The 15,211-nt window shown below is 64.4% G+C and carries 16 protein-coding genes and 2 tRNA genes; 7 read left to right on the top strand and 11 right to left on the bottom strand.

Annotated features, from left to right (window positions below):
- Positions 1-467 precede the first annotated feature (467 nt).
- Both JLDANKMP_RS19260 and JLDANKMP_RS19255 read left to right on the top strand, forming a co-directional pair.
- Positions 468-875: a hypothetical protein gene (locus tag JLDANKMP_RS19260; RefSeq protein ID WP_005407705.1), complete on the top strand. Its 408-nt coding sequence runs from the start codon at positions 468-470 to the stop codon at positions 873-875.
- Positions 876-955: 80 nt separating this feature from the next.
- Positions 956-1,255, top strand: coding sequence for a hypothetical protein (locus JLDANKMP_RS19255; RefSeq protein ID WP_005407704.1), 300 nt, complete (start codon positions 956-958; stop codon positions 1,253-1,255).
- 257 nt (positions 1,256-1,512) lie between these two features.
- Here JLDANKMP_RS19255 and JLDANKMP_RS19250 read toward each other — a convergent pair whose 3' ends face one another.
- The 3 genes from JLDANKMP_RS19250 to JLDANKMP_RS19240 all read right to left on the bottom strand — a co-directional run bounded on the left by JLDANKMP_RS19250 (position 1,513) and on the right by JLDANKMP_RS19240 (position 2,433).
- Positions 1,513-1,815, bottom strand: coding sequence for an addiction module antidote protein (locus JLDANKMP_RS19250; RefSeq protein WP_005407703.1), 303 nt, complete (start codon positions 1,813-1,815; stop codon positions 1,513-1,515).
- A gap of 40 nt (positions 1,816-1,855) precedes the next feature.
- Positions 1,856-2,161 (bottom strand): type II toxin-antitoxin system RelE/ParE family toxin, encoded by a 306-nt coding sequence (locus JLDANKMP_RS19245; protein ID WP_005407702.1) that lies wholly within the window; start codon positions 2,159-2,161, stop codon positions 1,856-1,858.
- 191 nt (positions 2,162-2,352) lie between these two features.
- A tRNA-Thr gene (locus tag JLDANKMP_RS19240) sits at positions 2,353-2,433 on the bottom strand.
- Between the two features lie 732 nt (positions 2,434-3,165).
- Here JLDANKMP_RS19240 and JLDANKMP_RS19235 point away from each other — a divergent pair.
- On the top strand, positions 3,166-4,671 hold the full coding sequence (locus tag JLDANKMP_RS19235; protein ID WP_005407701.1) for a hypothetical protein: 1,506 nt from the start codon (positions 3,166-3,168) through the stop codon (positions 4,669-4,671).
- A gap of 90 nt (positions 4,672-4,761) precedes the next feature.
- The gene (locus JLDANKMP_RS19230) at positions 4,762-5,433 is read left to right on the top strand and encodes a hypothetical protein (RefSeq protein WP_005407700.1); all 672 of its coding nucleotides are present in this window, start codon (positions 4,762-4,764) and stop codon (positions 5,431-5,433) included.
- Between the two features lie 477 nt (positions 5,434-5,910).
- Here the strand turns inward: JLDANKMP_RS19230 and JLDANKMP_RS19225 are convergent.
- The 4 genes from JLDANKMP_RS19225 to birA all read right to left on the bottom strand — a co-directional run bounded on the left by JLDANKMP_RS19225 (position 5,911) and on the right by birA (position 8,581).
- Positions 5,911-5,986: transfer RNA gene (locus JLDANKMP_RS19225), tRNA-Thr, on the bottom strand.
- 40 nt (positions 5,987-6,026) lie between these two features.
- Entirely contained in the window at positions 6,027-6,875 is an 849-nt protein-coding gene (locus JLDANKMP_RS19220) for an SPOR domain-containing protein (RefSeq protein WP_088428794.1), read from the bottom strand.
- A 9-nt stretch (positions 6,876-6,884) separates the two neighbouring features.
- Positions 6,885-7,616, bottom strand: a complete 732-nt coding sequence (locus JLDANKMP_RS19215) for a type III pantothenate kinase (RefSeq protein ID WP_005407698.1) — start codon at positions 7,614-7,616, stop codon at positions 6,885-6,887.
- The gene (birA, locus tag JLDANKMP_RS19210) at positions 7,613-8,581 is read right to left on the bottom strand and encodes a bifunctional biotin--[acetyl-CoA-carboxylase] ligase/biotin operon repressor BirA (protein ID WP_212561862.1); all 969 of its coding nucleotides are present in this window, start codon (positions 8,579-8,581) and stop codon (positions 7,613-7,615) included. The genes JLDANKMP_RS19215 and birA overlap by 4 nt, the downstream gene beginning before the upstream one ends.
- Positions 8,582-8,725: 144 nt before the next feature.
- Here birA and JLDANKMP_RS19205 point away from each other — a divergent pair, with 144 nt between their 5' ends.
- Together JLDANKMP_RS19205 and JLDANKMP_RS19200 are read left to right on the top strand one after the other, a co-directional pair.
- Positions 8,726-9,004: a hypothetical protein gene (locus tag JLDANKMP_RS19205; protein ID WP_005407696.1), complete on the top strand. Its 279-nt coding sequence runs from the start codon at positions 8,726-8,728 to the stop codon at positions 9,002-9,004.
- The gene (locus JLDANKMP_RS19200) at positions 8,971-9,762 is read left to right on the top strand and encodes a M90 family metallopeptidase (RefSeq protein ID WP_212561861.1); all 792 of its coding nucleotides are present in this window, start codon (positions 8,971-8,973) and stop codon (positions 9,760-9,762) included. Before JLDANKMP_RS19205 ends, JLDANKMP_RS19200 begins: the two co-directional genes overlap by 34 nt.
- Positions 9,763-10,706: 944 nt before the next feature.
- On the opposite strand, the gene JLDANKMP_RS19195 is transcribed toward JLDANKMP_RS19200, so the two are convergent.
- The 4 genes from JLDANKMP_RS19195 to dusA form a co-directional block, all read right to left on the bottom strand.
- Complete coding sequence (locus tag JLDANKMP_RS19195; RefSeq protein ID WP_032953760.1) at positions 10,707-12,131, bottom strand: sensor histidine kinase; 1,425 nt, start codon at positions 12,129-12,131, stop codon at positions 10,707-10,709.
- 25 nt (positions 12,132-12,156) lie between these two features.
- Positions 12,157-12,840, bottom strand: a complete 684-nt coding sequence (locus JLDANKMP_RS19190) for a response regulator transcription factor (protein WP_004136763.1) — start codon at positions 12,838-12,840, stop codon at positions 12,157-12,159.
- A gap of 73 nt (positions 12,841-12,913) precedes the next feature.
- Positions 12,914-13,288 carry a hypothetical protein gene (locus JLDANKMP_RS19185; protein WP_005407693.1) on the bottom strand — a complete coding sequence of 125 codons (375 nt, stop codon included), beginning with the start codon at positions 13,286-13,288 and terminating at the stop codon, positions 12,914-12,916.
- Between the two features lie 213 nt (positions 13,289-13,501).
- On the bottom strand, positions 13,502-14,533 hold the full coding sequence (gene dusA, locus JLDANKMP_RS19180; RefSeq protein WP_099497407.1) for a tRNA dihydrouridine(20/20a) synthase DusA: 1,032 nt from the start codon (positions 14,531-14,533) through the stop codon (positions 13,502-13,504).
- A 220-nt stretch (positions 14,534-14,753) separates the two neighbouring features.
- Between dusA and JLDANKMP_RS19175 the strand changes: the two genes are divergently transcribed.
- A complete protein-coding gene (locus JLDANKMP_RS19175) occupies positions 14,754-15,173 on the top strand; it encodes a lysozyme inhibitor LprI family protein (RefSeq protein WP_249337000.1) in 420 nt (139 codons plus the stop codon).
- Positions 15,174-15,211 lie beyond the last annotated feature (38 nt).

Here is a 15,211-nt window from a genome sequence, read left to right as displayed (position 1 = left end):
TGGAAGCCCTGCCGGGGAAGTTAAGCCAGCTTTACTTCCTGGGCCATGAAAGGCCCTGCGACAGCAATGACGCACCAGGATTCATCGTTGGTTGCAGCCCCGCGCGAAATGTCGCTTCTGGCATTGCAATGCTCGAAACGGGCCAAACGCGATAATTCATTTTTCCTTTCAGATCACCCGATGCCATCGAAACAAACGACTGGCAGGCGGTGATTTCACGTGCGCATGATGAATCGCCACCTGCGAGGGTGGCCGGGACTTCCAAGCCCGTGTTGTCAACGATGTATACGCTTGCCAGCCGGCGTCGTCCTCCCAAGTACGGCGCCGGCTGGCAATCCGTTAGCCGATCGACGGCGGGCGGTGCGTGGGGGCCTCGTGCCCGCCGATTCGTTGACCCGGTCTTGGAAGCCACGCATCGCCCGCCACCCTCCTCGGGTGGCACCTCTGTTCCCGACGAGGATGCCCGCATGCCCAAGGCCCATCACCCGTACCTGACCGCCACCCTGGGCGAGGCTGCCCTGCGCCTGCCGCCCGAACTGGCGCAGCCGTTGGAAGCCGCTTTCGCCGCCGCCAACGAGGCCCCTGCGCCGATCAACCTGCCCGGATGCCTGCAGCGCATCCGCGCCGGTGATGCCGCCGACGGACAGCCGTGGACGGGGCCCGCCAGCACACCCGGCCAGGCCGTGGCCGCCGCACGCCGGGATCGCGCCGCAGTCGGCCTGGTGTCGTTGTTGGAGCTGTATCACGCCGCAGAGCGCGTGCGCGTGGACGGGGAAGAGAAGGACGATATCGGCGATGGCACGCGCGAAGGGCTGATGCTGGCCTGTCGGGGGCTGGCGGAGTATGTGGCGTTGCAGGTGGGCGGGGCTCAATAATGCGGAACATTGGCGTCTCCAACGCACAGATTCAACACGCCGCAACCCCGACGAACGAATCAGGCAGACCCGCTGCTGGAATGAGCACACCCTACCCAAACCTGAAACCTGTCCTCGTTGAGCTGCGGCTGGACGAAGTGGATTCGCGCGGCGGCGCTGTTGCCGAGATGATCGCCTCCACCGCGCGCCCCATGGCGCTGTCCATAAGCCCTGAACTCATGTGGTACAGCTTCGTGCTGAATGACAGAGCCATCGCCCGGATCCGTCCTGGAACGCGGGCGAATTGCACAATCTCATTCATCAATTACGAAGGTGCGAAGGAGGTGTTCACTTGTGGCACGTTGGCCGCCTTCGGAGACGGATCATCAACAAAGGGTTGATCCGCATCATCCGGTTTGATTGAACCTGTTCGCGCCGAATGCCTTGATCTGGCAACGGCAGACGCGTGAGGCATCAATGCGCAGCGTGGCACACAAGCTGCTTCGAGCCAGAATGGCCAAACGACTCCTCCTTTGCCGCGTCATTGAGTTGACTCACCGGCTTGGGACGAAAAAACCGCCGAAAGGCGGTTTTTTCATGCTTTTCCGTGCGCTTTACGTCCAGCGACGTGCCAACGCATCAAGGTCCGCACGTACGCTCATGCAGCGCTGGCATGCAGGCGCACACCCAGGGCACGAGTCACCTTCAGGATGGTCGAGAAATCAGGGCTGCGCTCGCCAGACAGGGCACGATACAGACTCTCCCGCGACAGGCCCGCCGCACGTGCGACCTTGCTCATCCCTTGGGCACGCGCGATATCGCCCAGCGCCTTGGCGATGAATGCCGAATCGCCGTCGCTTTCTTCGATGCATGCATCGAGATAGGCCGCCATTTCCTTCGGTGTATGAAGGTGTTCGGCCACATCAAATGCTTCGAGTTCAACTTTCTTCTTGATAGCCATGATGGGACAGCTCCAGTACTTCGGTATTGAGTCGTTTCGCCTACAACCAGTTCGATGCTCGCAGGGCACGCGCAATCTCCTTGGCCTTCTCTATATCGCGCTGTTGCGAACCCTTGTCGCCTCCGACCAGAAGAATCACCAACTGCCTGCCCCGCTGGGTGTAGTACACGCGGTAACCGGGTCCTGCATCGATACGCAATTCAGAAACGCCATCCGCCAGATAGCGGTGATCACCAGGATGGCCTTCAGCGAGCCGACCGATACGGGCCAGGATGCGAGCGCGTGCGGTTACGTCCTTGAGAGCGTCAATCCATGTCGCGAACTGACGGGTACGCTGGATCTTCATGGAGAAATGTAGCCTACTGGCTACATACTTTCAACAATCAGGTTCAACAATCAGGATCGCGCGCAGGGAAGTGCAGAGCGACGCATCACACGCCGCGAGGGAGAACAGCGGAGAAGGAAGGAGGGGGGGCGGGATCGGCGCCCGACTGGCCAACGCGCAGCCGCTGCAAAAAGAGATTGGCAGATGCCCATTGGTGCCGCTTATCCGAATCGAACGGATGACCTACTGTTTACAAGACAGTTGCACTTAGGCCTGGAATCAGTGACTTAGGCTGTTTCTTTTTCCCGGAGGTATGTCGTGGAACGCCCGCCCTTGCTATGGTCGGGGGTCAATTTTCCCGGTGCTTGAGCACCCTCCCACCGTGGTGACGGGACGGATGGACGACGAGCTCCGGCCAATGCTGATGGCGCCCCGCCACACCCAGCCGAAGGGCGGATCAATGGTCGACCTGGCTAACCCGCTCGCCCACGCGATCCTGCGCCGCGAGCGGACCTGGCCGACGTGTCGTGCGACCGCCCTTGCATCTTCCATCCACATCTCAGCATTGACACACCCCTGCCCCGGCTACTGCTTGTCCAGCTTCCGTCGCCTGGCTCAATCCAATGCAGGCCTTGCCTCGGCCAGGTGCTGGGACATGGCCCCACGCCACTTCAAGGTCAATCAGGGTCGGCCCTCATTTGAGCAGCTAGGCGCGGGAGTGTTTCAGTGATCGCCGGGGGGATCAACCCGCGAGACCGTCAAGCGGATCGATACCCTGTCAACAGCAATAGGAAGGTCGCGTGGCCACGCCCCATAGCTTGGGCAAACGCTGTATAGCCTCAGCCCAGACCTCACCAGAGAAAGTGGCTACCCCGTTTACAGCCATGCATTGGCTAGGACCCATTTGACCACCAGATCCGTGCTATTCGTGCCGTTGTTGAAATCCACAGAACCGCGTAATTTGGACTATTGGAAGCCAAGGCGGCGAAGTAGCCCTCAGGCTTATACAACCAAAGGACGATCTAATGACCTATCTTCCCGGACTGATGCCGTACGTGCGCTCGGGTACGACCGAGGGTGATCTGAATTACCTGAAGGACGTTTTCGTTACTCCTGCCCAGCTGGCAGACGTATGCAGCATTGAACCTGGCAGCATGCGTGTACTCGTTGGCAACAAGGGCGCGGGAAAGTCAGCCTTAGTTGAATGGCTCAAGCGCACTGCAATTGACGCGAAGCTTCCTTGTGTCCTGCTTCGCCCTGATCAGCTCGCTGACATGGTCGCGCCAACCTCAAGCGACCTAGCTACCCTCAAAGGATACTTCTACGAAAAGCTTCTCCGTACCGTTGCATCCGAAGTTGGAAGTCAGATCACCTCATACCTTCCGCTCGTTGGCAATCAAGCCACTCTCTACGATCACGCAGTTGCACAGGGAACGACTCGCGGAGACGTGATTACCCGGACGCTTCCACTATTGGCGGCACTATCTCGACCCGCCACAGGGCTGGATGCCGATAAACTGTTTGCCCAAACCAAGAGTAAAATGCCAAATGCTCAACTTCGCGAGGCCTTAAACTCCCACCTTCTGAACAAGACGAAGAGTTCTTTCTTGCTATTGATTGACGACACTGACCAGCTAGCAACACCGGACGACAAAGCCCAACTAAATAAGATCTGGGCGCTTATTTTGGCTGTCCGCAGATTAGCGATGGATTGCAACTCGGTTCGTCCGATAGTCACATTGAGATCTAGCGTTTGGGCGCGACTGAGCTATGAAAGTGCCGGCCAGCGGGACCAGGTAGACCACATACGCCCACTATCCATTCACTTGCGCTCAAGTGACCCGACTATTGTTGAGATCGTGGAGAAGCGCATGCGCACCGCTTCGCTGGCGAATCGCATTCCGATCTTGACACCCTACGGGCCTTACTTTGAAGGCCGTGACGTCCTGCTCCCCGATAGCGATCAGCGCCGATCGTGGCCAGACTTCATCTCAAAATCAGCGCGAGAAAGACCGCGCGATGCGTTGCAACTAATCAAGAGCATGATTGAGGCCGCATTGGACCAAAGTCACCAGAAGATTGGCGACGATGATGCATCGAGAGCAATGCACGTTTATTCTTCAGAACGCGTGGACGACGTTGTTAATGAATACGCGATGGATTGCCCCGCTATCCGTGAAGTCATTGAGTCGTTCTACTCGGGCAACTTCGACATGAGCTTCGAAGAGCTAAGAGAGCATCTGGGGCGCACCTTGGGAGTGACGTCCATCCAGCTCCGAGGCATCTCCATCCAGAACAGGGATGAACACTTGATCCAGCTGCTCGCCCTCCTTCACGAGGTCGGATTCATCAATGCGCGCTTACCTGATAAAACAAAGCCGAAGGGCTTTGACCACAAGAATTTTTCTGATGATCCAAAGTTCGTCAGGTACTCAAACTGGAACAATTTGCAGGCGTCCAATTGGGAAATCCATCCGGCGTTCCGTAGCCATTTGATCAACATTCGGATTGCGAAAGAGAAGCGCCGCTGAAGGTGATAAACAGGCTGGGTTACCGATCGACGACGACTGGCAGTCCCAATCGCCGTCGACGGCTTCTATCCGGGCAATTTGGAGACTGAGATGTTGGAGTGGGTGAACGGTTGCGTGCTGATTGCGAATATAGTGGCACACAACTCGGTTGAGGGGATTTCCAACGCAGGCTCAGGTTGGCTGCAGACCTACGGGCAACTCGTTGGTGTAGCGATCGGTACCATCCTTACCGGCGTGGTAGCGGTTTCGCTTGCTGTGATGAATAACCGCAGCAGCGATCACAGGTTGCGAATGCAGCAGACCCACGATCTGCAGCGCGAGAACCAACGCGTTACGCGAGAACGCCTTGAGGAGCTGTACGTACTGGCAGGCCACTGGACGGCAGGCCTCGCACAGTTCAACATTCTGGGATTGCGCCTCGCGAAAGGCATGCTCACCTATAAGCAGTACGTCGACCTTCAGCTGCAACAGGGCGAGAAGTCCAAGGTGGAGCTATCCCGCATGGAGCTTCTGCGTGACGTGTATGGGTCTCCAGCGCTGATCGAAGCAGCGGCGGCAGTTAAGGCGGCCCAGAACGCTTGGAACTCTCGATTCCACCCCATTGAGTTGATTGCACAGCGCCCTGACAGGTTTCGTGAGGTCGTGGTATCCAGGCAGCCGGCAAGCGAAGCGGAGTATGCGGAGCTCGACCAGCTGGCTGGCGAAGTCGGTAGCAGGAGCCGCGCGCTACTTGCAGCTATTGCTACCCAGGTGAAGAGCTAGCGCTTATCCCATCCAGCCGAACGGCGGCGCGGGGTGCAGCTTGGCCAGCCTGTTCGCGCGCACTGCCTCCCGAAACGCCGTAATCCTGCCCACGTACTCGCGCAGGCGGTCCTCGTGCCTGCCCACCCACAACTCAGCAACGGCACGGCCCTGCTCGAAGCTGCTGCAGCGCCATGGACCGCCTGGCCCTTGCCGCTGCCGGTCCAGCGTTGCCACCCAGCTTCTGTCGTCCACGCGCTGCGATAGCCCTACAGCCCACACACCCGCACAAGCGATCACTGACGGCCACGTGACCGAGGCCATGCGCCAGCTGTACGACCATTCCGTGCCAGTGGTCAAAGCAGCCGTGAAACCAAGAAAGAGCCGCTAATAATTTTTCCCGGTAATTTTCCGGGTAGACGCAGAAAGGCCAGCGCCCCGCGCTGGCCTTTTTCTCGTTGAAACCCCTATTTTTAAGGCGTTTCGGCGATTCTCTTATGGTGCCGCTTATCCGAATCGAACGGATGACCTACTGTTTACAAGACAGTTGCTCTACCAACTGAGCTAAAGCGGCATGGGTGGATCACCGGCGGCAGCGCCGCGGTCCGGGGATTCTAGCGCAACCGCGTGCATTCCAGCGACCGGCTCTGTGCCGCCCCGCTGCGCTGCTGGGCCTGGGCCGGCTGCGTGCCTGCCGCCAGCTGCCCTTCCAGCCACCACTGGCCGGCGTCGCCGCTGGCGACAAGGCGCGGCTGGAAGCCGGCGGCCTGCACCGCCGCCATGCGCCGCTCGGCGCCTTCGCGGTTGCGGTACTGGCCCAGCGCCACGGCGTTGGCCTCCTCGCCTTGGCTGATGATGTAGTAGTCGCTCAGGCCAGCGGCGACGATGCGTTTCACGGTGGCCTGGGCTTCTTCGCGGTTGGCGGCGGCCGGCAGCATCACCCGGTAACGGGCACTGCCGCTGGCAGCGGGCTGTTCGCGCAGGCGCACCTGGCTGAGCAGCGTGCTGGCCTTGCCTTGCGCATTGGTCGCGGCGGCGCGGTCGGCGAACGGGCCCAGCGCGATGCAGCGCGGCGGTTCGGCAGCCACGGGCGGGGCTACGGGCTTTTCCGGCGCCGGGGTCGGTGCAGGCGGTGTTGCCGGCTTGGCAGCGGCAGCAACCGGCGTAGCCTCAGCCGCCTGCGGCTTGGCAATCTCCGGCTTGGCCGGGGCGGCGAGCGCCGGCGTTACAGCCACGGCCGTCTTCTCCGCCGGTTCGCGCTCCATCAACGGCGCGGTCGGCGCGGCGGCCGTGGCTTCGGCGGCCGCCGCGGCATCCACGCCACCGGGCACCCAGCGCAGCTCGGCCACGCCGGCGGGTTGCGGCGGCGGCGCAGGCTTCTGCGGTGCATCGCGCAGCAGCCACCAGCAGGCGACGCCAAGATTGAGGATGGCCAGTACGACGATCAGGGCACGGGTCAGCATGCGCGGATACTAGCCTGCGGGCTGGTGCACCGCCCAGCGGGCGAGGCCATCCAGCACCAGCGAGGGGTGGTAGTCGGCGCCAGGCAGCAACGGCATCAGCGCCGGTGCGCCGCCACCATGCACCAGCAGCGAGGGCGCAACGCCCAGCAGCGTGTGCGCCTGCTGTGCGCTGCGTTCGATCAGTGCCACGGCCGCACCATCGCAGCCGGAGGCGAGCGCGTCGGCGGTGTCGTTGGCGAATTCGCTGTAGTCACCGCCGGTAGCCGGCAGCTGCACCGCGCGGGCATGCAGTGCTTCGCGCATGGTGGTGGGCGATGCGGAAATGCGGCCACCGTGGTGCTGGCCGTCGGCGTCGAGCAGATCGATCGTCAGTGCGGTGCCCACCCCGACCACCAGCACCGGGCGCTGCGCCTTGGCCGCGGCCAGCAGGGCCAGGAAGCGGTCCACACCGAATTTTTCGGGCTTGGCATAGGCAATGCGCACACCGGCGCATTCGGCGCTGGTACGCACCACGTGCACGTGCTCGAAGCGACGCTGCAGCTGGTCCAGCATGGCGCTGGTCAGCGACGGTGCGGCCACGCTGGCGACGAACGCGGTGGTGCCGCTGGGCAGGCTGTGCGGCGGCTGTCCGGCCATGCCTTCGGCGCCATGCGCCCAGGCCTGCACGTCACCGGCACGGTCACCCTGCAACGGCGCGAACTTGAAGCGCGAGTTGCCGAGGTCGAACAACCAATCGCTCATGCCGCCCTCACGCTGACTTCGCCGGCGTGCAGCAGGCGCTCACGGCCATCGATGCGCACGCGCAACGCGCCGTCATCGGCCAGGCCGAGTGCGGTGCCATGCTGCCACTGCCCTTCCAGTTCCACCCGTACTTCGCGGCCGGCCAGCATGTCGAAGGCGGCGTAGCGCGGCAGGAACGGAGCAAGACCTTCACGATCGAATTCCTCCAGCGCCGGCAGCAGGCGCGCCAGCACGGCGGCAACGACCACGTTTCGATCCACTGGCTTGCCAGCCAACGTGTCCAGGTCCACCCACGGCTGGCTGATCTGCTCGGCGAACGACGGCGGCATGTGCGTGTTGATGCCGATGCCGATCACCGCGCGCGCCGGGCCGGCGTATTCGCCACCGCCTTCTGCGAGCAGGCCGACCAGCTTGCGCTTGCCATCGACGATCAGGTCATTCGGCCACTTCAGCTGCGCCTGGGTGTAGCCCAGGTCGTGCAGCGCTTCGGCCACGGCGATGCCGGCCACCAGGCTCAGCCCGGCCAGGCGACCGAGGCCACCGGAAAACAGCCGCAGCACCGACAGGTAGATATGCGCGGCCAGCGGCGACGCCCACGTACGGCCGCGACGGCCGCGGCCGCCGGTCTGGCGCTCGGCCAGCAGGACGCTCACCCCGCGCTGGGGCGCGCTGCAACGCAGCAATTCGGCGTTGGTCGAGTCCACTGTCCAAGCGACCTGCAGGTCGTGCAGCAGGGCCTGGACGTCGGCGGGCAGGCCGGCACGGATCGCATCCGGGTCCAGCAGGTCGACCGGGCGGGTCAGGCCATAGCCCTCGCCAGCGCGGCCCTCGATGTCTACACCGGCGGCTCTAAGTCCTTGAATACGCTTCCAAATGGCCGCCCGGGTCTGGCCCAGCTCACGGGCCAGGGCGTCGCCGGAGAGGCGACCGGCAGCGAGTTTGGCCAGCAATTGGCGGTCGTCCACGGCAGCTTCCACGAAGTCAGGAAGGAATTATGCGGGAAAGCCGCCAGCGGCGCCCGCCACGCTGGGTTTCGCGGGGGCTTCCAACGGGGCGCCGGGTTCGGGCTAGAATCGGGAACTCACCTTCCCTTAACGTGGATGTCGTCAATGCGCCGTTATGCCCATTGCCTGATCCTGCTGACGATGCCCTTCGCGGCGTCTGCGACGGCAGCGCTGGACGACAGCCGCGGCGCCTGCGTGTCCTCCAACGGCGATGCCGCTTCGCAGCGTGCACCGACCGCGACCGCTTCGGCCGCCACCACCAAGCCGGCACCGGTCCGCCCGGCAGCCAGCACCAGCACGGGCGGCGGTGGCAGCGATGACGACGTGCTGCAGCGCATCCGCGCACCGAAGTGGCACAGCTACCTGCCGGGAATGTTCCGCTGATCAAGTCGTTGCTGCAGTGGCTGCGGCCTGCGCCGCGGCCGATCGACGATGTACTGTGGGATGAGGCCTGCCGCCGTGCGGCTTGGATGCACGGTCTGGACGACGATCGCCGCGCGCGATTGCGCCTGCTGGCCACGCGCTTCCTGCACGAGAAGACCATTACCCCGATCGGCGAGCTGCAGCTGGAGGCCGGCGATGGCGTGCTGCTGGCGGCACTGTGCTGCCTGCCGCTGCTGGAGTTCGGCGAGGTGGGTCTGGAAGGCTGGTCGCAGCTGATCGTCTACCCCGATGCATTCCGCGTACATCGCAGCCACATGGATGCGGCCGGCGTACTGCATGAGTGGGATGACGAACTGATTGGCGAGTCGTGGGACAGCGGTCCGTTGATCCTGTCGTGGGCCGATGTGCAGGCCGACCTGGCGACGCCGCACGAGGGCTACTGCGTGGCGGTGCACGAGATGGTGCACAAGCTGGATGCGCTGGATGGCGCGATGGACGGCACGCCGCCACTGCCGCGCGAGTGGCAGCGCGAGTGGGCAGCCACCTTCCAGCGTTCCTACGACGCCTTCTGCGCGCAGGTGGATGTCGGCGAGGAGACGTTGATCGACCCGTACGCGGCCGAGGCGCCGGAAGAGTTCTTCGCGGTGGCCAGCGAGTATCACTTCTCGGCACCGGATCTGCTGCAGCAGGCGTTGCCGGAAGTGGCCGCGCAGCTGCAGCGGTTCTACGGCGAGCCGCCGAAGATCGAAACACGGTAGTGCCGGCCGCTGGCCGGCAACCCGGTAATGCCACCGAAGATCATGAAGTTGCCGGCCAGCGGCCGGCACTACCGGACTACGCACGCGCTGTTGCGTCAGGCGATGTCCGGCGGACGGGAACGCGCGGCTGCGGCGGTTCCATGGCGAGCCGCCAAAGATCGAAACACGGTAGTGCCGGTCGCTGGCCGGCAACCTGGCAATGCCACCGAAGATCATGAGGGTGCCGGCCAGCGGCCGGCACTACCGGATTACGCACGCGTTATTGCGTCAGGCGATGCCCGGCGGACGGGAACGCGTGGCTGCGGCGGTTCTACGGCGAGCCGCAAAGGATCGAAACACGGTAGTGCCGGCCGCTGGCCGGCGACCTGGCAATGCCACCGAAGGTCATGAGGGTGCCGGCCAGCGGCCGGCACTACCGGATTACACACGCGTTATTACGTCAGGCGATGTCCGGCGGACGGGAACGCGCGGCTGCGGCGGTTCCATGGCGAGCCGCTGACGATCGAAACACGGTAGTGCCGGCCGCTGGCCGGCAACCTGGCAATGCCACCGAAGATCATGGGGGTGCCGACCAGCGGCCGGCACTACCGGAATACCACGCGCTGTTGCGTCAGGCGATGCCCGGCGGACGGGAACGCGTGGCTGCGGCGGTTCTACGGCGAGCCGCAAAGGATCGAAACACGGTAGTGCCGGCCGCTGGCCGGCGACCTGGCAATGCCACCGAAGGTCATGAGGGTGCCGGCCAGCGGCCGGCACTACCGGATTACACACGCGTTATTACGTCAGGCGATGCCCGGCGGACGGGAACGCGTGGCTGCGGCGGTGCTACGGCGAGCCGCCAAAGTTCGAAACACGGTAGTGCCGGCCGCTGGCCGGCAACCCGGTAATGCCACCGAAGATCATGAAGTTGCCGGCCAGCGGCCGGCACTACCGATTGCGAAGGTTTACGGCCCCGGCGGCAAACGCACTTCGAAACGGGCGCCGCCCAGTTCGCTGGAACGGCCTACGGCCAGTTCGCCGCGGTAATCCTTGATCAGGTCCTGCACGATCGACAGGCCGATGCCGTGGCCCTGCACGCGCTCGTCGCCACGCACGCCACGCTGCAGCACCTTGCCGATGTCGTCCGGGGCAATGCCCGGGCCATCGTCGTCCACCGCCAGCAGCAGGCCTGCGCGGCGCGCGTTCGGTGCCGGCAGCGGCTGCGCGGTCAGCAGCACGCGGCGGTTGGCCCACTTGAAGGCGTTTTCCAGCAGGTTGCCAAGCAGTTCCTGCAGATCGCCCGGTTCGCCGTGGAAGCGCGCGGCCGGATCGATGTCGAACTCGCACAACACGCCCTTGGAGGCGTAGACCTTCTCCAGGCCACGTACGATTTCCTCGGCGTTGGACTCGATCGGAAGCGGCGCGGAGAACAGCTTGTGGCCCGACGACGCAGCACGCGCCAGCTGGTACGAAACCAGGTTGTTCATGCGCTGCAGCTGCACGTCCAGCTCTTCGCGCAGCGCGCCATCGCCCGCGCCGCTGTCCATCTGCGTGCGCAGCACCGCAATGGGCGTCTTCAGGCTGTGTGCCAGATCGGCCAGGGTGTTGCGCTGGCGCTCGAGGTTCTCGCGCTCGCTTTCAATGAAGGCGTTGATGCTGTCGGTCAGGGGTTCCAGCTCGCGCGGGTGGCGCTCGCTCATGCGCTCGGTCTCGCCGCGCTGCACCTTGGTCAGCTCGGTGATCACCCGGCGCAGCGGACGCAGGCTCCACTGCAGGATGACGGTCTGCAGCAGCAGCAGGATCAGGCCGATGCCGCCCAGGTAGAACCAGACACGGCCGCGGAACACGCGCAGCTGCGCACCCAGCGCGCGCGAGTCTTCCATTACATAGATGGTGTACGGGAATTCGGTGGCCGGGTCGGCGTCGGCGTCCCACACCAGGCCCAGGCCATAGCGGTACACCGAGCCCTGGCTGCCGTCGATCTGGATCATCGGCAGCGGGCCTTCGAACACTTCCTGGCGTGGCGCCAGCAGGCCGCCGCCGACGGTGGGCAGCATCGGGCCTTCGGCGGACATCGAATTGCCCTTGCCGTGCGGCATCACCACCTGCAGGTACAGGCCACTGCCCGGCACGTCGAAGCGCGAATCCGGCGGCTGCTCGCGGATGTACAGCGAGCGGTCGCGGGTAAAGTCGATGCCGGCCGCGTACGCGGTGGCGTAGTTCTTCAGGCGCTCACGCAGGTTCGCCTTTGCCGTATCGGCGAAGGCGGCGTCGAGTGCGTAACCGGCCAGGGCCAGGAACGCGACCAGGCCCACGGACGCGGCAAGCATCTGGCGCGCCTGCAGGGAGCGCGGCCGCCAGCGTCGGAAGAACCACAGACGGCCGGACATCATGGTCTCGCCAGGCTGAGCCGGCTCAGCCCTCGTTGCGCGGAATCGCGAAACGGTAGCCGCGGCCGCGCACGGTCTCGATCGGCTTCAGTTCGCCATCCGGGTCCAGCTTCTTGCGCAGGCGGCCGATGAACACTTCCAGCACGTTCGAGTCGCGGTCGAAGTCCTGCTGGTAGATGTGCTCGGTGAGGTCGGCCTTGGAGACCAGTTCACCGGCGTGCATCATCAGGTACTCCAGCACCTTGTATTCGTAGCTGGTCAGGTCGACATTGCTGCCGGCCACGCTGACGGTCTGCGCAGCCAGGTCCAGGGCGACCGGGCCGCATTCCAGGGTCGGCTTGCTCCAGCCGGCGGCGCGGCGCAGCAGCGCGTTGACGCGGGCCAGCAGCTCTTCGACGTGGAACGGCTTGACCAGGTAGTCGTCGGCGCCCTGCTTCAGGCCTTCGACCTTGTCCTGCCAGCTCGAACGCGCGGTCAGGATCAGCACCGGGAACTTCTTGCCTTCGTCACGCAGGGCCTTGATCAGCTCCATGCCCGACATCTTGGGCAGGCCGAGGTCGATGATGCCGACATCGAACGGAACTTCGCGCCCCATGTAGAGGCCTTCCTCGCCGTCCTGCGCAGCATCGACGGCAAAGCCTTCGCGCTTGAGCCGGGCTGCCAGGGTCTCACGCAGCGGGGCTTCGTCTTCGACCAGAAGGATACGCATGAACTCTCCCTAGTGTCCTGGGTGTGGCCCGGAGGCCTGTGGGGTACGGGTTGATAGCGACAACTATCCCTGTTCAGGGGTTATCGCCGCGTAGTGATGACATATCCGACCGCGGCGTGCGCGGCTGTGAACGCGACGGTGCGGGGTCGTCCATGTAGCGGACCCGGCCCCGGTCGTCCATGTACTTCACCCGGTTGATGTCACGCCCATCGAACGGCACGCGCTCGGCGCCGAGGATGTGGCCGCCGGTGGTGCGCTGCACGCGGCGCACGGCATCGGACAGCGAGCGCTCGTCGCCACGGCCACCGCGCTCGCCCCGCTCCATCATCTCCGCGCGCCCCTGATCGCCACGCGGCGGCTGTTGCGCCAGCGCCGAAGACAGCGGCGCAGCCGCCAGCACCACGCAGGTGGCCAGGGCAATGCGGCGATGGAAGGGAGCGGAAGACATCGATGCGATCCTAGCCGAGCACGGCGATTCGTTCAAAAGTCGTAAATCCGGGAGCCGGGTTCGGGACCCGGCGCTTTACAAATCCTTTGCAAATTCTTGGTTTGGGGCAGTGAATCCGGTCTGAACTTTTCCGGCCCTGCGCTCGCGTCGTTCATCTAGGTGAACATTCGGGACGAATCGCCGCCCCTTGTCAAGTCAGGACTGTGACCGACGTCACGCTGCGGTGCGATCAGCTTCGCGTTCGGTGACCGCCAAGGCCTGTTCGATCAGGCTCCAGCCGGCGCCCGGGCGGTGTGCGCCCTCGCTCAGCACCTGGCGGAATGCGCGACCACCGGGCTGGCCATGGAACAGGCCGAGCAGGTGGCGGGTGATGTGCTTCAGCGCCAGGCCTTCGCCCAGCCGCGCCTCGATGTAGGGGCGCATCGCGCGCAGCAGGTCACCACGTGCCTGTAGCGGGGCGCCGGTGTGCAGCGCCTCCAGCTGATGCAGCAGATAGGGGTCGTGATAGGCCGCCCGGCCCAGCATCACGCCATCGACGTGCGCGGCCTGCGCCTGTACTGCCTCGATGCTGGCCAGGCCACCGTTGATCACCACCGGCAGTGCCGGGCGCTCCTGCTTCAGGCGGTAGGCCCAGTCGTACTTCAGCGGCGGAACCTCGCGGTTCTCCTTCGGCGACAGGCCCTTCAGCCACGCGTTGCGCGCATGCACCACCACCATCGCCGCACCAGCGGCGACCTGGCGGTCGACGAAGCTGGCAAACACGTCGTAGTCGTTGTCCTCATCCACGCCCAGGCGGCACTTCACCGTTACCGGGATGTCGACCGCATCGACCATGGCCGCCACGCACTCGGCCACCAGTACCGGCTCGCGCATCAGGCAGGCGCCGAAACGCCCGGCCTGCACGCGGTCGGACGGGCAGCCGCAGTTGAGGTTGACCTCGTCGTATCCCCACTCGGCGGCAATGCGCGCAGCCTGCGCCAGCAGGGCCGGATCGCTGCCGCCCAGCTGCAGCGCCAGCGGCTGTTCGCTGCGGTCGAAGCCGAGCAGGCGCTCGCGGTCGCCGTGGATGACCGCGTTGGCGTGCACCATCTCCGTGTACAGGCGTGCACCCGGCGCCAGCACGCGATGGAACACGCGGCAATGGCGGTCGGTCCAGTCCATCATCGGGGCAACGGACAGGCGCAGGGAATCAGCGTAACGGGCGGTGGCGGACGTCATCGGGGTGTTGATCGTGGAGACTGGCATTGCCAGTGAGATCAATAGTTTACACCGCTCGGCTGAATGGCGGCGGCTGGCGCCCGGATAACGCTGCAGCGCCCGGGCCCAAGGGCCGTCCACAAGCGGGGCGGCGCCAACCCACAATGACGGGCAACCGGTCACAGTTGTCGCGATTCGTTGACGACGACGAAATATTGACGCCGTTATAGTCCGTCGCTCGCAATGGATTGGACGTGTGGAGCAGATGATGCAGCACAAGCGTTTGAGCAGGACCCTCGCCACCGCGCTGGCGGTTGCCGTACTGGCCATCGGCACGGCAACCGCAGCACCGGCTGCCACCGGGCTGAGCCCGACCTTCACCACCTGCCGTGACAGGGCACAGGGTGCGATCGAGCAGGCCGCCTGCCTGACCTCGGAAAGCGCACGCCAGGACCAGCGCCTGAACCAGGCCTACCGCCAGCTGCAGGCAAAGCTGAGTGGCGCAAAGAAGACCAAGCTGGTGAATGCCCAGCGCGCGTGGCTGCAGTCGCGCAGCCGCGATAGCGAACTGGATACCGCGCTGTACGACGATTCGCAGCCCGGCAACCTGCAGGGCGAGCTGAACGATGTGATGCGCCTGAGCGCGCGTGCCGACCAGCTGCAGAAGTATCTGCAGCTGCTGGACTGACCCTTGAGGGGCAGACCCTCTGACTGCACAAGGATGTA

Source organism: Stenotrophomonas sp. PE591 (assembly GCF_018320795.1).
GTDB classification, from domain to species: Bacteria; Pseudomonadota; Gammaproteobacteria; order Xanthomonadales; family Xanthomonadaceae; genus Stenotrophomonas; species Stenotrophomonas maltophilia.
This window is presented reverse-complemented; position numbering and strand designations above follow the sequence as displayed.